At 69.1% G+C, this 18,018-nt stretch carries 18 protein-coding genes; 3 read left to right on the plus strand and 15 right to left on the minus strand.

From position 1 onward, the window contains the following. Positions 1-77: 77 nt before the first annotated feature. The 12 genes from OO71_RS51985 to OO71_RS05540 all read right to left on the minus strand — a co-directional run bounded on the left by OO71_RS51985 (position 78) and on the right by OO71_RS05540 (position 11,946). The gene (locus OO71_RS51985) at positions 78-842 is read right to left on the minus strand and encodes an ABC transporter ATP-binding protein (protein ID WP_051791032.1); all 765 of its coding nucleotides are present in this window, start codon (positions 840-842) and stop codon (positions 78-80) included. Next, positions 839-1,801 carry an ABC transporter ATP-binding protein gene (locus OO71_RS05490; protein ID WP_033288524.1) on the minus strand — a complete coding sequence of 321 codons (963 nt, stop codon included), beginning with the start codon at positions 1,799-1,801 and terminating at the stop codon, positions 839-841. The genes OO71_RS51985 and OO71_RS05490 overlap by 4 nt, the downstream gene beginning before the upstream one ends. Beyond that, on the minus strand, positions 1,798-2,700 hold the full coding sequence (locus tag OO71_RS05495; protein ID WP_051791033.1) for an ABC transporter permease: 903 nt from the start codon (positions 2,698-2,700) through the stop codon (positions 1,798-1,800). Before OO71_RS05495 ends, OO71_RS05490 begins: the two co-directional genes overlap by 4 nt. Beyond that, positions 2,697-3,710, minus strand: coding sequence for an ABC transporter permease (locus OO71_RS05500; protein ID WP_162186029.1), 1,014 nt, complete (start codon positions 3,708-3,710; stop codon positions 2,697-2,699). The genes OO71_RS05495 and OO71_RS05500 overlap by 4 nt, the downstream gene beginning before the upstream one ends. 85 nt (positions 3,711-3,795) lie before the next feature. Then, complete coding sequence (locus tag OO71_RS05505) at positions 3,796-5,313, minus strand: ABC transporter substrate-binding protein (RefSeq protein WP_033288525.1); 1,518 nt, start codon at positions 5,311-5,313, stop codon at positions 3,796-3,798. A gap of 127 nt (positions 5,314-5,440) precedes the next feature. Beyond that, on the minus strand, positions 5,441-6,715 hold the full coding sequence (locus OO71_RS05510; RefSeq protein WP_051791035.1) for a hypothetical protein: 1,275 nt from the start codon (positions 6,713-6,715) through the stop codon (positions 5,441-5,443). Continuing rightward, a complete protein-coding gene (locus OO71_RS05515; protein ID WP_033288526.1) occupies positions 6,715-7,071 on the minus strand; it encodes a hypothetical protein in 357 nt (118 codons plus the stop codon). The genes OO71_RS05510 and OO71_RS05515 overlap by 1 nt, the downstream gene beginning before the upstream one ends. 12 nt (positions 7,072-7,083) lie before the next feature. Then, positions 7,084-8,298 (minus strand): cytochrome P450, encoded by a 1,215-nt coding sequence (locus OO71_RS05520; protein WP_033288527.1) that lies wholly within the window; start codon positions 8,296-8,298, stop codon positions 7,084-7,086. A 31-nt stretch (positions 8,299-8,329) separates the two neighbouring features. Further along, positions 8,330-9,295 (minus strand): PDR/VanB family oxidoreductase, encoded by a 966-nt coding sequence (locus tag OO71_RS05525; protein ID WP_033288528.1) that lies wholly within the window; start codon positions 9,293-9,295, stop codon positions 8,330-8,332. After that, a complete protein-coding gene (locus OO71_RS05530; RefSeq protein WP_162186030.1) occupies positions 9,292-10,476 on the minus strand; it encodes an amidohydrolase family protein in 1,185 nt (394 codons plus the stop codon). The genes OO71_RS05525 and OO71_RS05530 overlap by 4 nt, the downstream gene beginning before the upstream one ends. A gap of 44 nt (positions 10,477-10,520) precedes the next feature. After that, a complete protein-coding gene (locus OO71_RS05535; RefSeq protein ID WP_033288530.1) occupies positions 10,521-10,868 on the minus strand; it encodes a RidA family protein in 348 nt (115 codons plus the stop codon). A gap of 37 nt (positions 10,869-10,905) precedes the next feature. Then, on the minus strand, positions 10,906-11,946 hold the full coding sequence (locus OO71_RS05540) for a Gfo/Idh/MocA family oxidoreductase (protein WP_033288531.1): 1,041 nt from the start codon (positions 11,944-11,946) through the stop codon (positions 10,906-10,908). A gap of 165 nt (positions 11,947-12,111) precedes the next feature. Between OO71_RS05540 and OO71_RS05545 the strand changes: the two genes are divergently transcribed. After that, entirely contained in the window at positions 12,112-12,357 is a 246-nt protein-coding gene (locus OO71_RS05545) for a CBU_0592 family membrane protein (protein ID WP_051791036.1), read from the plus strand. Between the two features lie 66 nt (positions 12,358-12,423). Here the strand turns inward: OO71_RS05545 and OO71_RS05550 are convergent, their stop codons facing one another. Together OO71_RS05550 and OO71_RS05555 are read right to left on the minus strand one after the other, a co-directional pair. Then, complete coding sequence (locus tag OO71_RS05550; RefSeq protein WP_051791037.1) at positions 12,424-13,071, minus strand: TetR/AcrR family transcriptional regulator; 648 nt, start codon at positions 13,069-13,071, stop codon at positions 12,424-12,426. A 160-nt stretch (positions 13,072-13,231) separates the two neighbouring features. Continuing rightward, complete coding sequence (locus OO71_RS05555; RefSeq protein WP_245633573.1) at positions 13,232-14,236, minus strand: 2-hydroxyacid dehydrogenase; 1,005 nt, start codon at positions 14,234-14,236, stop codon at positions 13,232-13,234. A 73-nt stretch (positions 14,237-14,309) separates the two neighbouring features. Here OO71_RS05555 and OO71_RS05560 point away from each other — a divergent pair, with 73 nt between their 5' ends. Next, positions 14,310-15,500: a M24 family metallopeptidase gene (locus OO71_RS05560; protein ID WP_033288532.1), complete on the plus strand. Its 1,191-nt coding sequence runs from the start codon at positions 14,310-14,312 to the stop codon at positions 15,498-15,500. A gap of 38 nt (positions 15,501-15,538) precedes the next feature. Then, positions 15,539-17,266, plus strand: a complete 1,728-nt coding sequence (locus tag OO71_RS05565) for an IlvD/Edd family dehydratase (protein WP_033288533.1) — start codon at positions 15,539-15,541, stop codon at positions 17,264-17,266. 221 nt (positions 17,267-17,487) lie between these two features. Here the strand turns inward: OO71_RS05565 and OO71_RS05570 are convergent, their stop codons facing one another. Beyond that, positions 17,488-17,838, minus strand: a complete 351-nt coding sequence (locus tag OO71_RS05570) for a hypothetical protein (RefSeq protein ID WP_245633574.1) — start codon at positions 17,836-17,838, stop codon at positions 17,488-17,490. Positions 17,839-18,018 lie beyond the last annotated feature (180 nt).

An 18,018-nucleotide genomic window follows, 5' to 3' on the forward strand; every position in this document is an offset into this window, starting at 1 on the left:
GCGGGCTGAACGCCGCGTGAACCCGGGCTTCGAGACGTCTCTGGATCCGGCAAGGACACCCCCGTGGACCACCGATGTCAGGCGCTTATCTCCGGTACCGATGCGACGAGCTGGCGGGTGTATTCCTCGCTTGGCGACGTCAGAAGCTCTTCCGTCGGGCCCATTTCCACCGCGGTGCCGTGGTACATCACCACAGCGGATTCGGTCATGTACCGCACCACGCTCAGGTCGTGCGAGATCAGCATCAGGGCAAGGCCCCTGGTCTCCTTGAGGTCGAGGATGGTGTTGAGAATCTGCGCCTGAACCGAGACGTCGAGTGCCGAGGTCGGCTCGTCGGCGATCAAGACGTCGGGGGCACAGGCGAGTGCCCTGGCGATCCCGACGCGCTGGCACTGGCCGCCGCTCAGCTCGCGCGGGCGGCGACCCATCGAGGAACGGGTGAGGCCGGTCTCCGCCAGCAGGTCGCCTGCCCGCTCTTTCGACTCCCGCACACTTGCCCGGTCCCAGTTGCGGAACACCTCCGCTACCGCCTCCTGCGCCGTCATCCATGGGTTCAGGGCGGAGGACGGGTCCTGGAAAATCATCTGCACGGAGCGCCGGACCGGGTCCGAGCGATTGATCTCCGACCAAGGCCTGCCGTGGGCGAGCACCCGGCCTGCCGTCGGCCGGATGACTCCGGCCAGCATCCGGGCGAGCGTCGACTTGCCACTCCCGCTCTCGCCCACGATCCCGATCGAGGCACCTGCCCGGATCGAGAGAGTCACTCCGGCCACCGCTGCGGTCGCGGCCTTGGGGTAGGTCAGGCCGGCGTCTTCGGCGCTCAGCAAAGGTTCGGTGGTCACGACACGATCTCCTCGGCACGGTGACAGGCGACAGCGTGGGCAAGGTCGAGAGAGTGCAGCTTGACCGGACGTTCCCCGCAGTAGTCCGCCGCGTGGTTGCAACGCGCCGTGAAGGGGCAGCCCGCCTGGTCGTCGGTCGCCTCCGGGGGCGATCCGGGAATCCCGGCCAGCCTCTGCCCCGGCGGCACCGCCGCAGGGTGCGACGCGACCAGCGCCCGCGTGTACGGATGCGCCGGCGCGCGAAGGACCTCGTGAACAGGTCCACTTTCTACGGTGATCCCGCCATACATCACGACGATCCAGTCGCACACCTGGGAGATCACCCCCAAGTCGTGGCTGACGAGAAGCATGGACATGTCGAGTTCCTCGCGCAACGACATCAGGAGATTGAGAATTTCCCGTTGCACAGTCACGTCGAGTGCGGTGGTCGGTTCGTCGGCCAGTAGCAGACCCGGCTTGCCCGCGAGCGCCAGAGCGATCATGATGCGCTGCCGCTGCCCGCCGGAGAGCTCGTGCGGGTAGCGCCGGAGGAAGGACGGGTCCGACGGAAGCCGGACCGCACTGAGGAGCGCGCCGAGCCGGTCCTCGACTTCGGCGCGAGGCAGGGAAAGAGCGACCGTCTCGCGCAGCTGGCGGCCGATCCGGACCACCGGATCCAGTCCGCCGATCGATGCCTGCGGCACCATGCCGATCGCACTCCGCCGGAGCGACTTTCGCTGGGCCGGGGTGCAGGAAGCCAGGTCGGTCCCGTCATATTCGACCGAGCCCTTGGTGACCTCTGCCCCGATACGGCCGAGCAGGCCCATGACCGCCCGGCACGTCATGCTCTTGCCCGAACCGGTCTCCCCGACCAGCCCCACGGAGGCGCCTCGGGGCACGGAGAACGAAACATCCTTCAGGATCCGGACTCCGCGGCGTTCGACCGCAAGATTCGTCACCTGCAACAGGGTCTTGGTCATCGCGACCTCACCTCGAGCAGCGAATCACCGATCGCACTCAACGCAAGACCGGTGAGGACGATCATCGCCCCCGGGATGGTCGTGATCCACCAAGCCTGTGACATGACGGCCCGCCCCTCGAACATCATGCTCCCCCAATCGGCCGCCGGCGCTTGGATCCCGAGGCCGAGGAAGGACAGCGACGCCGTCCAGATGATGATGAGGATCGCGTCCGCCACGGCGTAGGAAGCCGTGGTCCGGCCTACACCGGGCAGGAGGTGGCGAAGCACGATCCGCGGCGCCGAGTAACCCAGCGTCCGTGCGGCGACCACGTAGTCACGGTCGCGCAGAGTCAGAGTCTGGCTGCGCGCCAGCCGGGCGTAGAGCGTCCACTCGACGAGCACCACGGACAGGATGACGGCCGCCGCCCCGGCGGGCAGCCCGAGTACCGCCCATTCCCGGCCGGCCACCGCGACGATCGCGAGGGTCAGGACGATGAACGGGAACGCGACGATCGCATCGACGATCCGCATCGCGACCGGCTCGACCCACCGCGCGCGGCTCGCGCCGGCGACCATCCCGACGAAGGTTCCGATCACGGACGACAGAACGAGCGCGACGGTAGCGATGACGAGGTCGAGCCTGCCGGCGTGGAAGACCCGGACGAAGACGTCACGACCGTAGGAGTCCGTGCCGAACGGATGGTTCGCCGACGGGGCCTGGAACGGCGGTGCGACGAACGCGTTGGGGTCGGTGTGATCGATCAGGGGCACCAGCACGCAAGAGGCGACGACCGCGCCGAGCACCAGCACCCCGGCCCAGAGCTCGATCCGCCGCCCGCCCGGTCGGCGGCGCGGACGTACGCGGGTGAACAGCCGTCGCCGGTCGAACGGCGCGACCGGGGAGGTGGTGGTAGTCATGCGCGCCTCACTCGCGGGTCGACCCATCCGTAGAGGATGTCGGTGATTGCGTTGAAGATGACGACGGCGACCGCGCAGGTCAGCGCGATTCCCTGGATGACCGGGTAGTCGCGCTGGGTCACCGCGTCGACCAGCTGCTGGCCGATCCCGGGAAGCGAGAAGACCGCCTCGACGACGACCGCTCCCGAAATGAGCACGCCGGCGTTGTACCCGACGAGAGTGATGACCGGCAGCACGCTGTTCGGCAGGATGTGACGCAGCGCCATGCGCGCTCTGCCGAGCCCCCGCGCCTCCGCGGCCTCGACCCACATCTCCCCCAGCGCCTCCTTGGCCGACTGCCGCGTCGCCCTGGCGACGAGCGGGATCAGGGCGATCGACAAGGATACGATCGGCAGGACCAGATAGCTCGGGGAAGAGGCCCAGCCCTGCCAGCCACCGGCGGGGAAGATCGGCATCGCGAGCGCGAGGCCCCAGATGAGCAGCAAGCCAAGGAAGAACGGGGGCACCGTCAGCATGGTCGTCAGCAGCGATCGCGTCGCGACGTCCACGGCTCCCTCGGAGTGACCGGCGAACAGCCCCAGCGCAATACCGACGACCAGGGCCACGACTATCGCTCCGGCCACGAGCGCCAGGGTGATGGGAAGGGCGTGGCCGATGATCGAGCCGACCGAAACCCCGCCTTGGGACACGGAGGTCCCGAGGTCTCCGGTCACCAGGCCACCCACATAGCTCGTGAACTGGTGCCACAGCGACCCGTCGAGTCCGAGCCGGGCGCGAATCGCATCGCGCGCCGCGGGGCTCGCGTGCTGTCCGGCCAATGCATCCGCCGGGTCGCCAGGGAGGATCCGGACGAGCAGGAACGTGATGACGACGACCAGGCCGAGTACCACCACTCCCCGTCGCAGGACGTTCAGTGGCCACCGGAGCGCAGGCGGGATCCGCCGCGCCGCCTTCGATGCCACCAGGGCTTCCGCCCGGGTGTCCCCGGCCTCGAGGGTGGGTGCTCCCACTTCGACCACCTCCGTTGGTTGTCGGTTCTGGGTGGATCCTCTGCTCCATCGGACCGCGCCGCCAGTGGCGCGGGGTGCACCGTGGTCAGCGCACGCTTCCATCGGCGCGGCCGACGCTGATCGCCCCGCCGTCGATGAACCCGATCTGCTTCGGCGAAACCTTGGTCGCCGACACCACCCCGGTGCCCGTGAGCGGGATCCAGGGAACGTTCGCGCGGATCGTCGCATCGATCTTGCGCAGCGCATCGTCGCGCTTGGCCCCCGTCTCGCCCGCGGCATCGGACAGTGCCTGGTTCATCCCCGGGTAGCTGTCGTAGACCTTGGAGTTCAAGGGAAGCGGCAGGACCATCAGGTTGTCGTTGACCGGGCCGAAGTCATAGGTGGTCACGACCAGCATCTCGAAGGAGCCCTTGTTGTAGTCGTCGTTCCACTCGGTCGCATCGACCTTTTCGGCGGTGAGCGTGATGCCGATCTTCTGCAGGTCCTGCCGGAGCGCCGTCGCGACCTGCTCCTGCTGGGCCGAGAGCTGGGTGCTGTAGATCAGCTTGATCGCGCACCCGGCGGCACAGCTGGTCCCGGCGAGCGCCTTCTTTGCTGCCGCGAGGTCGGTGGCGGTGCTGATGCCGGGGTCGTAACCGGGCACGTTCTCCGGCCACGCGCCGGCGAGGGGCGGGATCTTGCCGCCCCAGGCGAGGTCGGAGATCTGCTTCCGGTCGGCGGCGTCCCAGATCGCCCGGCGGACGCCCACCTCGCTGAGCGGACCGCTCGCCGTATTCAGCATGATCGCGTCGAACCCGTAACGCGGCGCAACCGCGAGGAGGTTCGCGGGAATCACATTGATCAGGTTCGCCGGCACACCCCAGGCGACGTCCAGCTGTCCGGACTGCACCTGGACGAGGGCCGAGTTGGCGTCCGGCACGACGGTCAGGTCGAGGTTCCGCACCGTCGGTGCGGGGCCGGTGTAACGCGGGTTCACCGACAGCTTCGTCTTGTCCGCGCCGGTCTGATCGATCACGTAGGGTCCGGCAGAGATCGGCTTGCGGAAGAAGTCGGGCTCGCCGAGGTGCTGAGCCGGGAGCACCGGGAACTGGGCGTAGGTGAGGATCACCGGCAGGTTCGGGCGTGGCGACTTGAGCTTGACGACGACCGTGTTGTCCGACGGCGCCTTCACCGATGCCATCGGCGCGAACAGGTTCGGGTTCACCTGGCTCGGGTTGTTCATGCTTCGCTCGAACGACGCGACGACGTCGGACGCCTTGACGGGCGTTCCGTCGGAGAAGGTCGCTCCGTTCGCCAGGGTGAAGGTCCACGTCAGGCCATCCGGGGACACCGAGCTCTGCTGGGCCAGCGCCGGAACCGGCTTACCGTCGGCCATCTCGTAGAGCCGGCCTCCGACGAGCTTCATCACTGCCTGCCCGAAGGCATCGAGGCTGGTGTCCATGTCGAGGCTGAGCAGCTTGCTCGGCATGCCGATCGTCGCACTCGACACGTCCGACGGCGACGCACCGTCGCCTGCCCCGGAACACCCGGCCGTGACCAACACGGAGAGAGCGAGCGCCGGGGCCAGCCGCATCCGCACGCGGCGGAGGAGATGCTGCTTCATGTCGGTCTCCTTGCTCGGTCAGCGAGGTTCCTCGCTGCCGGTCGTCCGTTCGGGTTGAACCGAGAGCTCTGGGATGCGGGTCACCCTAACCCAGATTCCTTTCGTTCGATAGAAAGGACTTATTTCGTTACCGAGATTCGTATCCGTCGCCCAGGCGAGCCGCAGTTACCCGGCAGATTTCCTCGACCCGCTCCTCGGTGACCCACCGCGGGTACGTGGTGGCGGAGTCGACCGCACGCACGATCTCGTCGTACACCGCGGTCACCAGCTCCCCGCTGTCCGGCAGTCCGAGCTGGCGCAGCTTTGCGCGCACGGTCGACGTCGCGTGCCGATCACCCCAGACGACGCGCATTCGGGAGCCGGTAAGCGAAGGAGCCATGCACGACGTCGCGGCGGGGAAGGCCTCCCGGCCGTCGCGCAGGTAGTCCAGGATTCCTTCCGCGTCGTCGCGGAGGTACTGGTGCGCACCGGTGACCGGGGCCAGCGGGTTGACCAATCCGGTGCATGCCGAGACCTGGTCCGACAGCGATTGCAGCTGACCGAGGTCGATGCCCGTCCGGACGTCGTACAGCAGCTCCAGCGCCAGGACCACCTCCTGGAGCGCGGCGAACCCCGAGCGGTAGGAGATGCTGTTGACCGAGACGTCGGGGTGCACCCCCGAGGTCGCCGCGGTGACCGCGAGGGCGGTCCCGAGCCCGAAGTCGTTGTGGACGTGCATCGAGAGCGGCACCGGCCGGTCGAGGCGAGCACGGAAGTCGTTGCAGAACAGGCGCATGGCCTCCACCGACAGGCTGCTGTACGAGTCGAGGAGGTTGACCCGCGTACAGCCCAGCTCGGTTGCCAGCTGCGCCGCCTCCAGCGCGACCTCGAAGTCGACCCGGCCCACGTCGGACAGGCCCAGCACGGTGGAAAGGCCCGCGTCTGCGGCCTGTGCGAAGAGGGCCTCGAGCTCGCCCAGTGAGCTCGCGGCTCCCCCGCCTCCGGCGCGTGGCACGAGGAAGGGCAGCTCGATCGTCGTGGCGCCCAGTGATCGGATCTGCTCGATCGCCGCGAGGGGGGTGATCCGGTTGCCTTCCCGCGGCAGGGTGGCGTCGGCGTAGACGGTGACGTGGAAGTCGAAGCCGCTTTGCAGGACGGCACGGAGCACCTCCCATTCGCGGCTGTTCGGTCGATCGTCGCCCCACCAGTGGACGTTGAGCACGATCTCGCGGATGCCGGCTCGATCGAGCGAGCCGGCGATCGCCAGCAGCTGATCGATCGGCGGGGAAATTCCCGGGGTCAGCAGGATCTTCCGCAGGGTGCTGTCGAAGATCGTGAGCGGCTCGGGGAAGGTCAGCTGGCGGGTGACTCGATCGTCGCGGTCGTAGGCGCTGACCAGGTGGCGGCTCGACTCGACGGACATCAGGATTCGTCGCGCTCGAGCAGGATGTGGCGCCGGTTCGAGGTGTAGGGGCGAACCATCGCGGGCCAGCGCCCGGACTCCACGGCCTCCCCCCAGGCGGGCGAAACGAGCACCTCCGGGCTTTCGAGCCCGTAGACGACGTAGTAGCGCGGCTCGGTTCCGTCGCCGAGCCGCTGGGTGCGCCCGCCGATGGCCATGTCCAGCTCCTGCCCGGTGTAGCGCATCGCGAACCGCACGCCGGGCACTGCGGACAGGAACGGGACGTGCTCGGTGTCGTACACGTCGTTGAACAGCTCCTCCTTGTCGGGCTGCACGTCCATGCCGGCGATCATCAGGTACTTCGGCTGGTTGCTCATGGGACACCTTTCCTAGGGCGTGTCGCGGTGGGCCGGGGATGCGGGGACGAGCACGAGCGGGAGGAAGCCGAGGTGCGGCATGTGCACCCCGGTGACGATGCGGACGTCTCCGCCCATCTCGAGGGCGGCGAAGCGCGAGGTCAGCTGCTCCAGCAGGATCCGGTAGACCAGGCGGACGAGCGGAGCACCGATGCAGGTGTGGGCCCCGCGGCCGAACGACAGCAGCTTGCCCGCATCACTCCGGGCCACGTCGAGCTCGTAGGGCTTGCCCCATACGTCCTCGTCGTGGTTGGCCGAGGAGTAGAGCAGGTAGACGAAGGAGCCGGCCGGGATGAGCTGGCCCTCGAGCTCGACGTCGGAGGCCGTGGTCCGGCACATGTACGGGATGGGGGTCACCCTGCGCAGCAGCTCGTTGACGGCGGTCGGGATCAGCTCCGGCTCGCGCTGCAGCCGGGCGAACGCGTCAGGGTGCTCCGCCAGTGCGTGGAGACCTCCCGAGATACCCGCCGCCAAGGGCTCGTTGCCGGCGACCACGAGGTCGATGCACAACATCAGCTTGGCGCGCAGTGACAGGGAGGCGCCGCGGCCACCGGCGATGATCGTGAGCACGTCGTCGGCGGGTGCGGCCGCCCGTTCCTCGAGAAGGACCGCGAAGTAGCGCTCCAGCGTTCCTTCCGGGTAGTCAGTGACGCTCACGCCGGACCATTGCGTGTGCTCCGGGCTCCAGACCGAGGTGAGCTCGTCGACCCACGGCACATCATGTTCGGGGATACCGAGGTAGTCGCACACCGATGCGATGGCCAGCGTCTTGGCGATGCGAGTGTGCGCGTCGAGCACCTCGCCGGCCGGGAGCGCGTCGATCGCGGCGACGATCCGGGCCCGCAAGCGGTCTTCCCACGCGCGGATGCGGGGCTGGACGTAGCCGGGCTGGGCCGCTGCGCGCAGCTCGGTGTGGCGGGGAGCGTCAGTCGCCAGCATGAAGTCGCCGCCGTGGACCGGGCCGTCGGTGCCGAGCTTGCGCTCCTGCACCGAGACGCCCCGGCCGGAAACGAAGATCTCCGGGTGCCGCAGCGCGAACGAAACGCTTTCATAGCTGGAAACGACCCACGCGTCCGTGCGGGCGTCGTAAGCCACCGGGGCCTCGCGGCGCAGGGCAGCCATCTCGGCATGGGGGCTGGGCAGCAGGAAGGACGGATCGTCGAGCTTGATCGCGTCGATGGCGCGCATGGTGATCCTTCGGGTCGGCGGGCGCCCCGGCTCAGAGCCGGAGCGAAAGAACAGGGCATTTGCTGCGGCCGACGCAGACCATCATCCGGTCGTTCGCCGCCCGCTCTTCGTCGCTCAGGTAGTCGTCGCGGTGGTCCGGGAGGCCGGCCACCACCTCGGTCTCGCAGGTGCCGCAGTAGCCCTCCGCACACGAGGTCGGGATGTAGATCCCCGCGTCTTCCAGCACTGAGACGATGGTCTGATCGGCCGGAACGACCAGGCGACGGGCACTGTCGACGAGCTCCACCTCGAAGGCGCTGTCGCCGTCGTGGTGCGCCGCGCCCGAGGCATCCCCGCGAGCGGCGAACCGTTCGACGTACGGCGCGGGCCGGCCGAGTTCGGCGCACTCCTTCTCCACCGCGGCGAGCAGGGGCTCCGGCCCACAGCAGTAGATCCGCGCATCGTCGCCCGCTGCCCGCAGCGCGGTGGCGAGGTCGAGCAGGCCCACCTCGTCCTGGGGGGCGATGGTGACGTGGCCGGCGTACGCCGCAAGCTCGTCGAGGAAGGCCATCGACGCGCGGCGGCGACCGCCGTACAGCAGTCTCCAGCGGGCATCCTGCGCCGCGGCGGCCCGGATCATCGGCAGCAGCGGCGTGATGCCGATGCCGCCGGCGACGAACAGGTACTCCTCGGCAGGCAGGAGGGCGAAGTTGTTGCGGGGCCCGACGACGTCGATCACGGCGCCGACCCGGAGCTGCTCGTGGACGTAGGCGGATCCTCCGCGACCGTCTCGCTCCAGCAGGACGGCGACCCGCCAGCGTGTCGGGTCGGAGACGTCGCCGCACAGCGAGTACTGCCGGATGAGGTCGTCCCGGAGCACCAGGTCGACGTGCGCGCCCGGCTCGGGGCGGGCCAAGGAGCCGCCGTCGATCGGCACCAGCTCGACCGACAGCACCCCCTCGGCCTCCCACGTCATCGCGCGCACCCGCATCGGCCGCGCATTTCTGGTTGCACTCATTGCGCACCGTGCTTTCGCACGCACTCCACGCCGTCCTTCATGACCATCACGACGTCGTCGAGGGCCGTCAGGTCGGCGAAGGGGTCGCCGCGCAGGGCGACCAGGTCGGCCCGGCAGCCCGGCTGGATCGAGCCCACGCTGCCGGTCATCCCGAGCAGCTCGGCACCGCCGGAAGTTGCCGCAACGAGAGCCGCAGCGACGGACATACCGCAGTCGACGGCGAGCCGGATCTCGGCCGCCATCGCTCCGGGCAGGTGGTTGGTACCCAGTGCGATGCGCACCCCGGCATCGATCGCGGCGCTCATCCGCCGGGCGATCCCGTGCCGCGCCTCGCGGAGTTCGCCGATCCCGTGGTCCGGCCCGAGCCGGTCGATGACGCTCTCCAGCCCGGACGGCTCGAAATCGAACGCCAACGTCGAGACCAGCCAGGTCCCGGCCGCCGACATCGCCGCGATATCGGCGTCGGACAGCTCGAAGCCGTGCTCGATGCTGCGCACCCCGGCGTCGATGGCCGTGCGGATGGCCGGGCCGCCGTGACCGTGTGCAGCGACATAAGACCCGTGACGGCGCGCTTCGTCTACAGCCGCGGCAACGGCCTCGGCCGAGAACAGCTGATCGCGACCACCCTCGGCGCCCTCGGTCAGATGGATCTTGAGGAAATCCACCTGCCGTTCGAAGTTGTCGCTCGCGATCCGCCGTACGCCGGCCACCTCGTCTGGCGCGTCAGCTGACCGGCATCCCTCCGCGGTGATCGCCTGCCCCGCGACGACCAGCCTCGGTCCATCGAGCTCCCCCTTCGACAAAGCCGTGCGTGCGTGGACATCCACCCCGCCGGGCTCGCCCATCACCCGCATGGTCGTCGTGCCGGACCGCAATGCCGTGCGGAGGTTGCCGGGCACCGAGAGCGCCCGTTCGACCAGCCCGGGTTCGCGAGGCCACTCGTCACGCAGGATCGGATAGGTGCTCAGGTGGGAATGGGCATCGACCAGGCCGGGCAGCACGAAGCAGCCGGAGAGATCGACGACCGGGAGATCGGGATCCACGGGTCCGCTCGCAAACAGCCCGTCGCGCACGATCACGACCTGGTCGTAGCCGACGTCGGCCCCGGTGCCGTCGAACAGCGCACCACAGCGGACCGCGAAGGACCGCGGGTCACTCGTGCTCATCGGTTCGTCCCTCATCGCTCGATAATATCTTTCGGTCGATAGAAAGTCGAGACTCGACCTCACTCCCCGCGGTAGGCCCATCCCTCGATCTCGACGGAGGCGCCGAAGGGGAGCTCGCGAACGGCGACCGCGCTGCGCGCCGGGAAGTCCTGGGTGAAGACGAGTGCGTACTCCGCATTCATTGCCGCGAAGTCGTCCATCGACACCAGGAAGACGTTGGTCTTGATGACATCCGCGGCGGTGAGTCCGTGCTCGGCGAGCTGGGCCACGAGGTTCGCTAGTGCCTGGCGAGTCTGTGCGGCGACGCCCCCCTCGACCAGGGTGCCGTCGACGGCGCCGATCTGCCCGGAGAGGGCGACGAGGTTGCCCGCGGCGACGGAGCGGCGCAAGGGAAGTGGTGCAGACATGGCTTTTCTCCTCTGTTGGTTTGAACTAGCGGTTGGATCAGTTGGCCATCTGGTAGGCGACGGCGGCAGGCTCGCCGCCGTGTTCGAGGCGCACCGGCCGGCCCTCGATAAGCGACCGTTCGGCTGCCAGGGCAAGCACCAGCGCGGCCCGCCCCTCGGCCGCGGTCGCGCCCATCGAGCCGGCCTCGGGTTCGCCGCGGATGGCGGCACACAGGTCGGCGAGGAGGGCGACGTAGGCCGTATCGAACCGCTCGGCCGCGTCAGCCGGAAGCTTCTGCGTCATCGCGCCCGCCCGCAGTTCGGTCACGGCGGGTCCTTGGCTGTCGCCGATCCGGAGCGTCGCCTCGGAACCGATCACCTCCGCGCGGCACTCGAAGCCGAAGCGGGCATTGGTGCCGTTGTCGATCACGCCCAGGGCCCCGCTTGCGAAGCGCAAGGAGGTGATCAGGTTCTCCGCCGGCGCGCCCTCGGCGACCGAACCACCGTTGATGGCCTGCCCGACGACGGAGATCTCGTCGATCTCCCCGAGCAGCCAGCGCGCGGCGTCGAGATCGTGGATGTTCCCGTGAATCAGCAGGTCGCGCAGTGCGTCGCCGTCGAAGAGCTCGCGCTCGCGAAACGAGGCGAAGTACAGGCGAGGCGCGCCCACGCGTCCGTCGCGTACCAGCGCCGCCCCATGGCACCAGTCCGCGTCGTGACGCCGCTGGAAGCCCACCCGGACCACGACGCCGCTCTCCTCGACCGCGGCCACCACCCGGTCTGCCTCGGCGAGATCGGCCGTCATCGGCTTCTCGCACAGCACGTGCTTGCCGGCGTGCACGGCGGCGATCGTTTGCTCGCCGTGCAGCGCCGTCGGGGTCGCGACGACGACGGCGTCGACGTCGGGCCGGGCAAGGACATCGGCGTACGACGCACACGCGACCGCTCCGAGCTCGTCAGCAACGCGCTTGGCCCGGCCGGCGTCGATGTCGGTGACCGCAACGAGATGCGCCCCGGGCACGCGATGGGCGAGGTTGCGCGCATGCACCGCGCCCATCCCGCCGACAGCGACGACGCCGAATCCGATCGGCCCGGACATGGATGGTGCGCTCACGGTGGGTCCTCCGTCGTCCGCTGATGCATGGGGCCGGGAGGAGCGGCCCGGCGGGCCGCCGAAACATCCGGCGGACCGACCGTAGCATGTATTCTTTCAATCGATCGATATTTTTGATCGAGTCATGGCTTCCGCAGGCAGGAGAAGGCGATGGAGCTGGCGGTGCAAGTAGTGCAGGTGCTCGGCTCGATCGCGATCCTGACCGGCTTCACGCTCGTGCAGCGCGGCCGGATCGGTCCGAACTCCTACGCGTACCTGCTGCTCAACACCTGCGGCGCAATCGCGCTGTGCACGGCCGCGGCCAGCGCCCGGCAATGGGGCTTCATGCTGCTCGAGGTGGTGTGGGTGGCGACGACGGCCCACGCGCTGGTGCGCCGGATCCGCCGCGGCGCATGATCGCGCCGAGCTCCGGGCATCGCGCGCCACCGCGTGGGCCGCAAGAAGGAGGAGAGGCCAGGAGGCTCAGTCGCCGGTCGCGGCGGGGCTCGGCGCGAGCGCCAGGTGATCGAGGGCACGAGCGACGGTGTCGTCGAGATCGCCGCGATCGGCGAGGAGGAGCCGCAACGCGGCGGAGGCCACGGCGGTCGCAGTCTCCGCGGCATCGTCGCGCCCGCTGCGGAACCACTGCATGGGGCTCTCGACCATCGCGATGACCATCTCGGTCGCGAGCGCGAGTGTCATTCCCCCGAAGGACCCATCGGCCAGCCCCTCGGCGATGTAGCGGGAGTAGGCCGCGCGCAGCTTCTTCTCCTCGGCCCAGAAAGCCTCGAAGTTCGGCGGCTTGGCCTCGGGGAGGTTCAGCAGAGCCGACAGATTGTGCTCCTCTGCGCACATCGCGGCCGTGTCCCGGTAGCAAAGCAGGTAGAGCTTCTCGCTCGCCGGGAGATCCACGCCGTCGAGCCAGGCGACATGTTCCACCGCGGGCAGGCTCATGTCGAGCAGCGTGCCGAGGATGTCCAGCTTCCGGGGGAAGTAGTGGAACATCGACCCCTGCTCCAGACCCGCCGCCTCGGCGATCTGACGCGTGGTCGTCGCACTGAAGCCCTGCCTCGCGAACAGCGCAGCCGCTGCGTCGAGGATCTGCTCCCTCGCCGAGGCCCCTGCCGGCATGGGACGTTTGCGCGGACGACCGGGGCGGCGGGGCTCGGCAGGAGCGCGCCCCTGCGATGCTGACGACACGCTCAACCCCCTACTGTGAGTTCGTTCGCTTGAAAGATACCCCAGTGCGGGCCGGCCCGGCGGCGAGCACTGCCTGGTGCAACGACCATCGTCATCGCACCACGACCGGCGGCAGCACCTCGTGCGGCGGTGGCTTGCCCGCGGCCATCGCGAGCGCATTGAGCGCCGCGAGCCGGGACATCTCACCGCGCACCGATCGGGTCGCGCTGCCGAGATGCGGCAGCAACACGACGTTGGCCAGGTCGGCCAGGCCGGGCGCGAGCGCGGGCTCCAGCTCGTAGACGTCCAGCCCGGCGCCCGCGATGGCGCCGGTGCGCAGCCCGTCGACGAGTGCCACCTCGTCGACGATCGGACCGCGCGCGGTGTTGATCACGATCGCATCCGGGCGCATCGCGGCCAGGGCGTTGCGGTCGATCAGGTGGCGCGTCTGGGGCGACAGTGGCACGTGCAACGACACGAAGTGGCTGTCGGCGAGCAGCGTGTCGAGGCCGACCTGGATTGCCTCGCCGCCGGCGACCGTGCGCTCCTCGGGGCTGCGTGAACGGTTGCCGTCGTGCACCGTCGTGAAGCACACCCGCATCCCGAACCCGAAAGCGCGCCGCGCGACCGCCCGCGCGATCCTCCCCCAGCCGACCAGGCCGAGCGTGCGGCCCGACACGTCAGACCCGAGCAGCAGGTCCGGTTTCACCCCGGCGAAGCCGCCGCTGCGCACCAATTGGTCGCCCTCCAGACAGCGCCGCGCCGTGGCCAGCATGAGAAGGAGCGCGATGTCCGCCGTGGGGTCGGTCAGCACGCCAGGCGTGTTTCCGACCCGGATACCGCGCCGGGCGGCTGCCGCGACGTCGATGTTGTCGCAGCCGACGGCGTAGTTGGACACGCCCCGCAGTGCCGCCCGCGCCAGCAGCTCCTCGTCGATCCGGTCGGCCGCCTGAGTGAGGACGACCTCGAAGCCGCCGGACGCGCAGAGATCACTGAGCTCGGAATACGACGGCGGAGTTTCCAGTACCGTGGTCGGTCCGGCGGCCTCCAGCAGTGCGATACCGGGACCGGGGACTGCCCGGGTCACCAGGAATCGTGGCGCCGACAACGTCTGCACCGATGCCTCCTCTGTAGCCTGTTTCCGCACACCCTATTGTATCGGTCGAACGAAAGAAACTACAGTGTGGCTCATGACCGCCGACGACAGCGTCCAGAGCCGCCAGATCTTCGACCGGGCCCGCCGCGACCGTTCGCATCTCTTCGATCGAGAGCGCTTCCAGGGGGCGATGGCCGACGACGGCTTCGATGCCGTGGTGGCACTCAGCGGGATGAACGTCAGCTACACCGGGGGCGTGTTCACCAAGGGCGAGGAGACCCCCGACGCGGTGCTCACCCGCGCCGACGGCGCGCAAATCCTCATCTCGGCCGAGGACTACGCGATGTGCTTCAAGGAGACCACCTGGATCGAGGACGTGCGGCCATTCCGCCACAACGACGACATCGACGGGACCTTCCTCGGACTGCTCGCGGAAGCGATCGACGATCTCGGGCTGGCCGGTTCACGGATCGGGATCGAGGGGCCGTTGCGTCCCGAGACGGTGGAGCCACTGCGTGCCCGCGCCCCTCGCGCCTCCTGGGGAGACGCGCGTCCGGTCTTCGACCGCGTCCGGCGAGTCAAGACCCCGGGCGAGATCGAGCTCTACCGGGCCGCCATGCGCTGCACCCAGGCGGCCGTACGTCGCGGATGGGCCGAATCCCGGGCCGGCGACACCGAAAAGACGGTCGCCGCCCGAATCCAGGCCGCCGGTCTCGAACTAGGCGCCGACTGGACCTCCCACTGCCAGATGCAGTCGGGGCCCCACTCGACCGTTGGGATGGCCGCCTCGCTGGAGAACCCCCTTCGGGAGGGCGAGGTGGTCCATGTCGACTACGGCGGGATTTTCTGCGGCTACCGCACCGACTTCGCCCGCAACGCCTCCGTCGTCAAGCCGACCCCCGCGCAGGCATCGATCTACGCGCGCCTGGCCGACATCCAGCACCACCTCCTCGACTCGCTGCAGCCAGGCATGCCGGCGGCCGAGGTCTGGGCTCTCAACGAGGCGGCGTTCCGCCGCTCGGCCGGCCTGGTCCACCCATGGGCGCTCGTGGGGCACGGCATCGGGCTGGAAATCCACGAAGGCATCACTCTCAGCGCCGAATCCACCGATGTCCTCGAGCCCGGGATGCTCATCAACGTCGAGCCCAGCCACTTCGAGCCCGGGGACGCGCGGTATCACATCGAAGACACGGTCGTGGTCACCGAGAGCGGTGTCGAGATCCTCGCGAATGCCGAGGTGACCGGCTCGTCCTTGGTCAGCACCACGCTGCAGATCATTCCGTGAGCGCCCCGCCGACTTCAGTTCTCGTACAAAGGAGCTCCATGGCAACCGAATCGACCCGGCCCCTCCGCAGCGCGCAGTGGTACCGAGGGAACGAGCGCAACTCCTACCTCCACCGAGCCTGGATGCGCCGCGGGACGCCGGGAGATGCCTTCGATCGGCCACAGATCGCGATCGCGAACACGGCGTCGGACCTGACGCCGTGCAACTCGCACCTGTCCGAGGTGGCGGCATCCGTGAAGAACGGCATCTACGAAGCCGGCGGGATCCCCCTCGAGCTCCCGGTCGTATCGCTCGGCGAGCCCCTGCTTCGCCCGACTGCGATGCTGTGGCGGAACATGGCCGCGATGGCCACGGAGGAGATGCTGCGGGCCAACCCGATCGACGGCGTCGTCCTTCTGGGCGGATGCGACAAGACCATCCCGTCCCTGTTGATGGCAGCGGGCTCGGTCGACCTGCCTGCGGTCGTCGTCCCGGGCGGCCCGATGCTCAACGGAACGTTCCGCGGCGAGCCCCTCGGTTGCGGGACCCACGTGTGGCGACTGTCCGAGGAAGTCCGTGCGGGCACGATGTCCCAGGACGACTTCGTCGCCTCGGAGTCGGCGATGATCCGCTCGCGGGGCCATTGCAACACGATGGGCACCGCCTCGACGATGGCGCTCGTCGCCGAAGCTCTCGGGGTCGTCATTCCGGGCGTGGCGGGAACCCCGGCACCGGACAGCCGTTTGCTACAGGCAGCCCACGCGAGTGGCCGCCTCGCCGTCGAGATGGTCGCCGCCGACCGTCGGCCGTCGACCTTCCTCACCAAGGGATCGTTCGCGAACGCGATCGTCGCACTGGCCGCGATCGGCGGCTCGACCAACGCCGTGGTGCACCTGCTGGCGATCGCCGGCCGGCTCGGCATCGAACTCACGCTGGACGACTTCGATCGCCTCGGCTCCGAGGTACCCGTCCTGGTCGACCTGCTGCCCGCCGGACGGTTCCTCATGGAGGACTTCCACCGAGCGGGCGGCCTGCGTGCGGTCCTCGGCGAGGTCCGCGATCTGCTCGACCCCGACGCGCTGACCGTGACCGGGACGCCCCTCGTCGACCACCTCGACGATGCGCCCATCTGGGACCCGGAGGTGATCCGCCTCCGGCGCACCCCGCTACTGGCACACGGCGGCATCGCCGTGCTGCGCGGCAACCTGGCACCGGACGGCGCACTCATCAAACCGGCCGCAGCATCGCCGGACCTGCTCCGGCACCGAGGACGAGCAGTCGTCTTCGACTCGATCGAAGACCTCCGCGCCCGCTTGGACGACCCGGAGCTGGACGTCGACCCCGACTCGGTGCTGGTGCTGCGCGGGTGCGGACCGCAGGGCTATCCCGGGATGCCCGAGGTCGCGAACATCCCCATTCCGAAGAAACTGCTGGAACAAGGCGTACGCGACATGGTGCGAATCTGCGACGGCCGGATGAGCGGCACCGCCTACGGAACCGTCGTCCTGCACGTCTCCCCCGAGGCAGCAGCCGGCGGCCCCCTCGCACTCGTGCGCACGGGCGACGTCATCAACCTCGACGTCACGGCCCGCCGCATCGACGTCGAACTCAGCGACGAGCAGCTCGCCGAACGTCGCCCCAGCGCCACCACGACCGCCGGGTTCGCCCAACCGAAACGCGGCTGGGAGCGGCTCTACATCGATCACGTCATGCAGGCCGACACCGGCGCGGATCTGGACTTCCTCGTCGGCTCGAGCGGTTCGGAGGTCGGCCGCGAGTCGCATTGATCAGCGACTTGGACTGGGACAGTTCCTTGCGGGAACCTCGGGGTGTCGAGGAGGTTCTGCGGGTGATGGCGGTTGGGTCGATGTCGGGTGCGGCCTTTGGCAGAGCGTTCTGCGAGACGCACCACGGTCTGAGACCCGACCGCATGCCATACCGCCGAGCCGCCACCGGGGTAACGGCCTCCGGTTGTCTCGATCGGCTGCCCTTCATCCGCGGCGCCCGGTCAGGGAAGATGCCGGTCGATCAGGCGAAGCACGGAGCCCAGCATGCCCCGCTGGTGCCACCCTTTCCGGATCACCGCCGAACGGACCGCGTGGATCCCGCCCCGCAGCCGCCCGGCCGGAGAGGGATGCTGCCCGTCGTAGCGCCGAACTGCGCGACGCTGCAACCACCGCGCGCACTGCAGGCACACCCCGACCTCCGGATGCCGGCCCAACCGGACCAGCTCGGCCTCCGGGTATTCGGTGCCGCAACACCAGCACCCAGCCCCCGAGGCCCGTTCCTGTTCCGGCTGCACCGGCATCAGGACCACCTCCAGCTGCGCCTCGATGCACTGCAGCCACCATCCCAGCACCCAGTGTCTGCCGTGTTCAAGTGGGTCAGCCGACCAACCGAATCGAATGCGGCTTTACCCCATTGCCCCGCAAACATCGGGACCGGTCCCGGCGCACGAGCGTTAGCTTTTGACCATGTCATTGCCCCCGTGCGTTGTATGTGGAGAACCGGCACTTGAAGGCTCGGGGTGGACGAGCAC

The organism is Amycolatopsis jejuensis (assembly GCF_000717335.1).
In the GTDB taxonomy this organism is placed as follows: domain Bacteria; phylum Actinomycetota; class Actinomycetes; order Mycobacteriales; family Pseudonocardiaceae; genus Amycolatopsis; species Amycolatopsis jejuensis.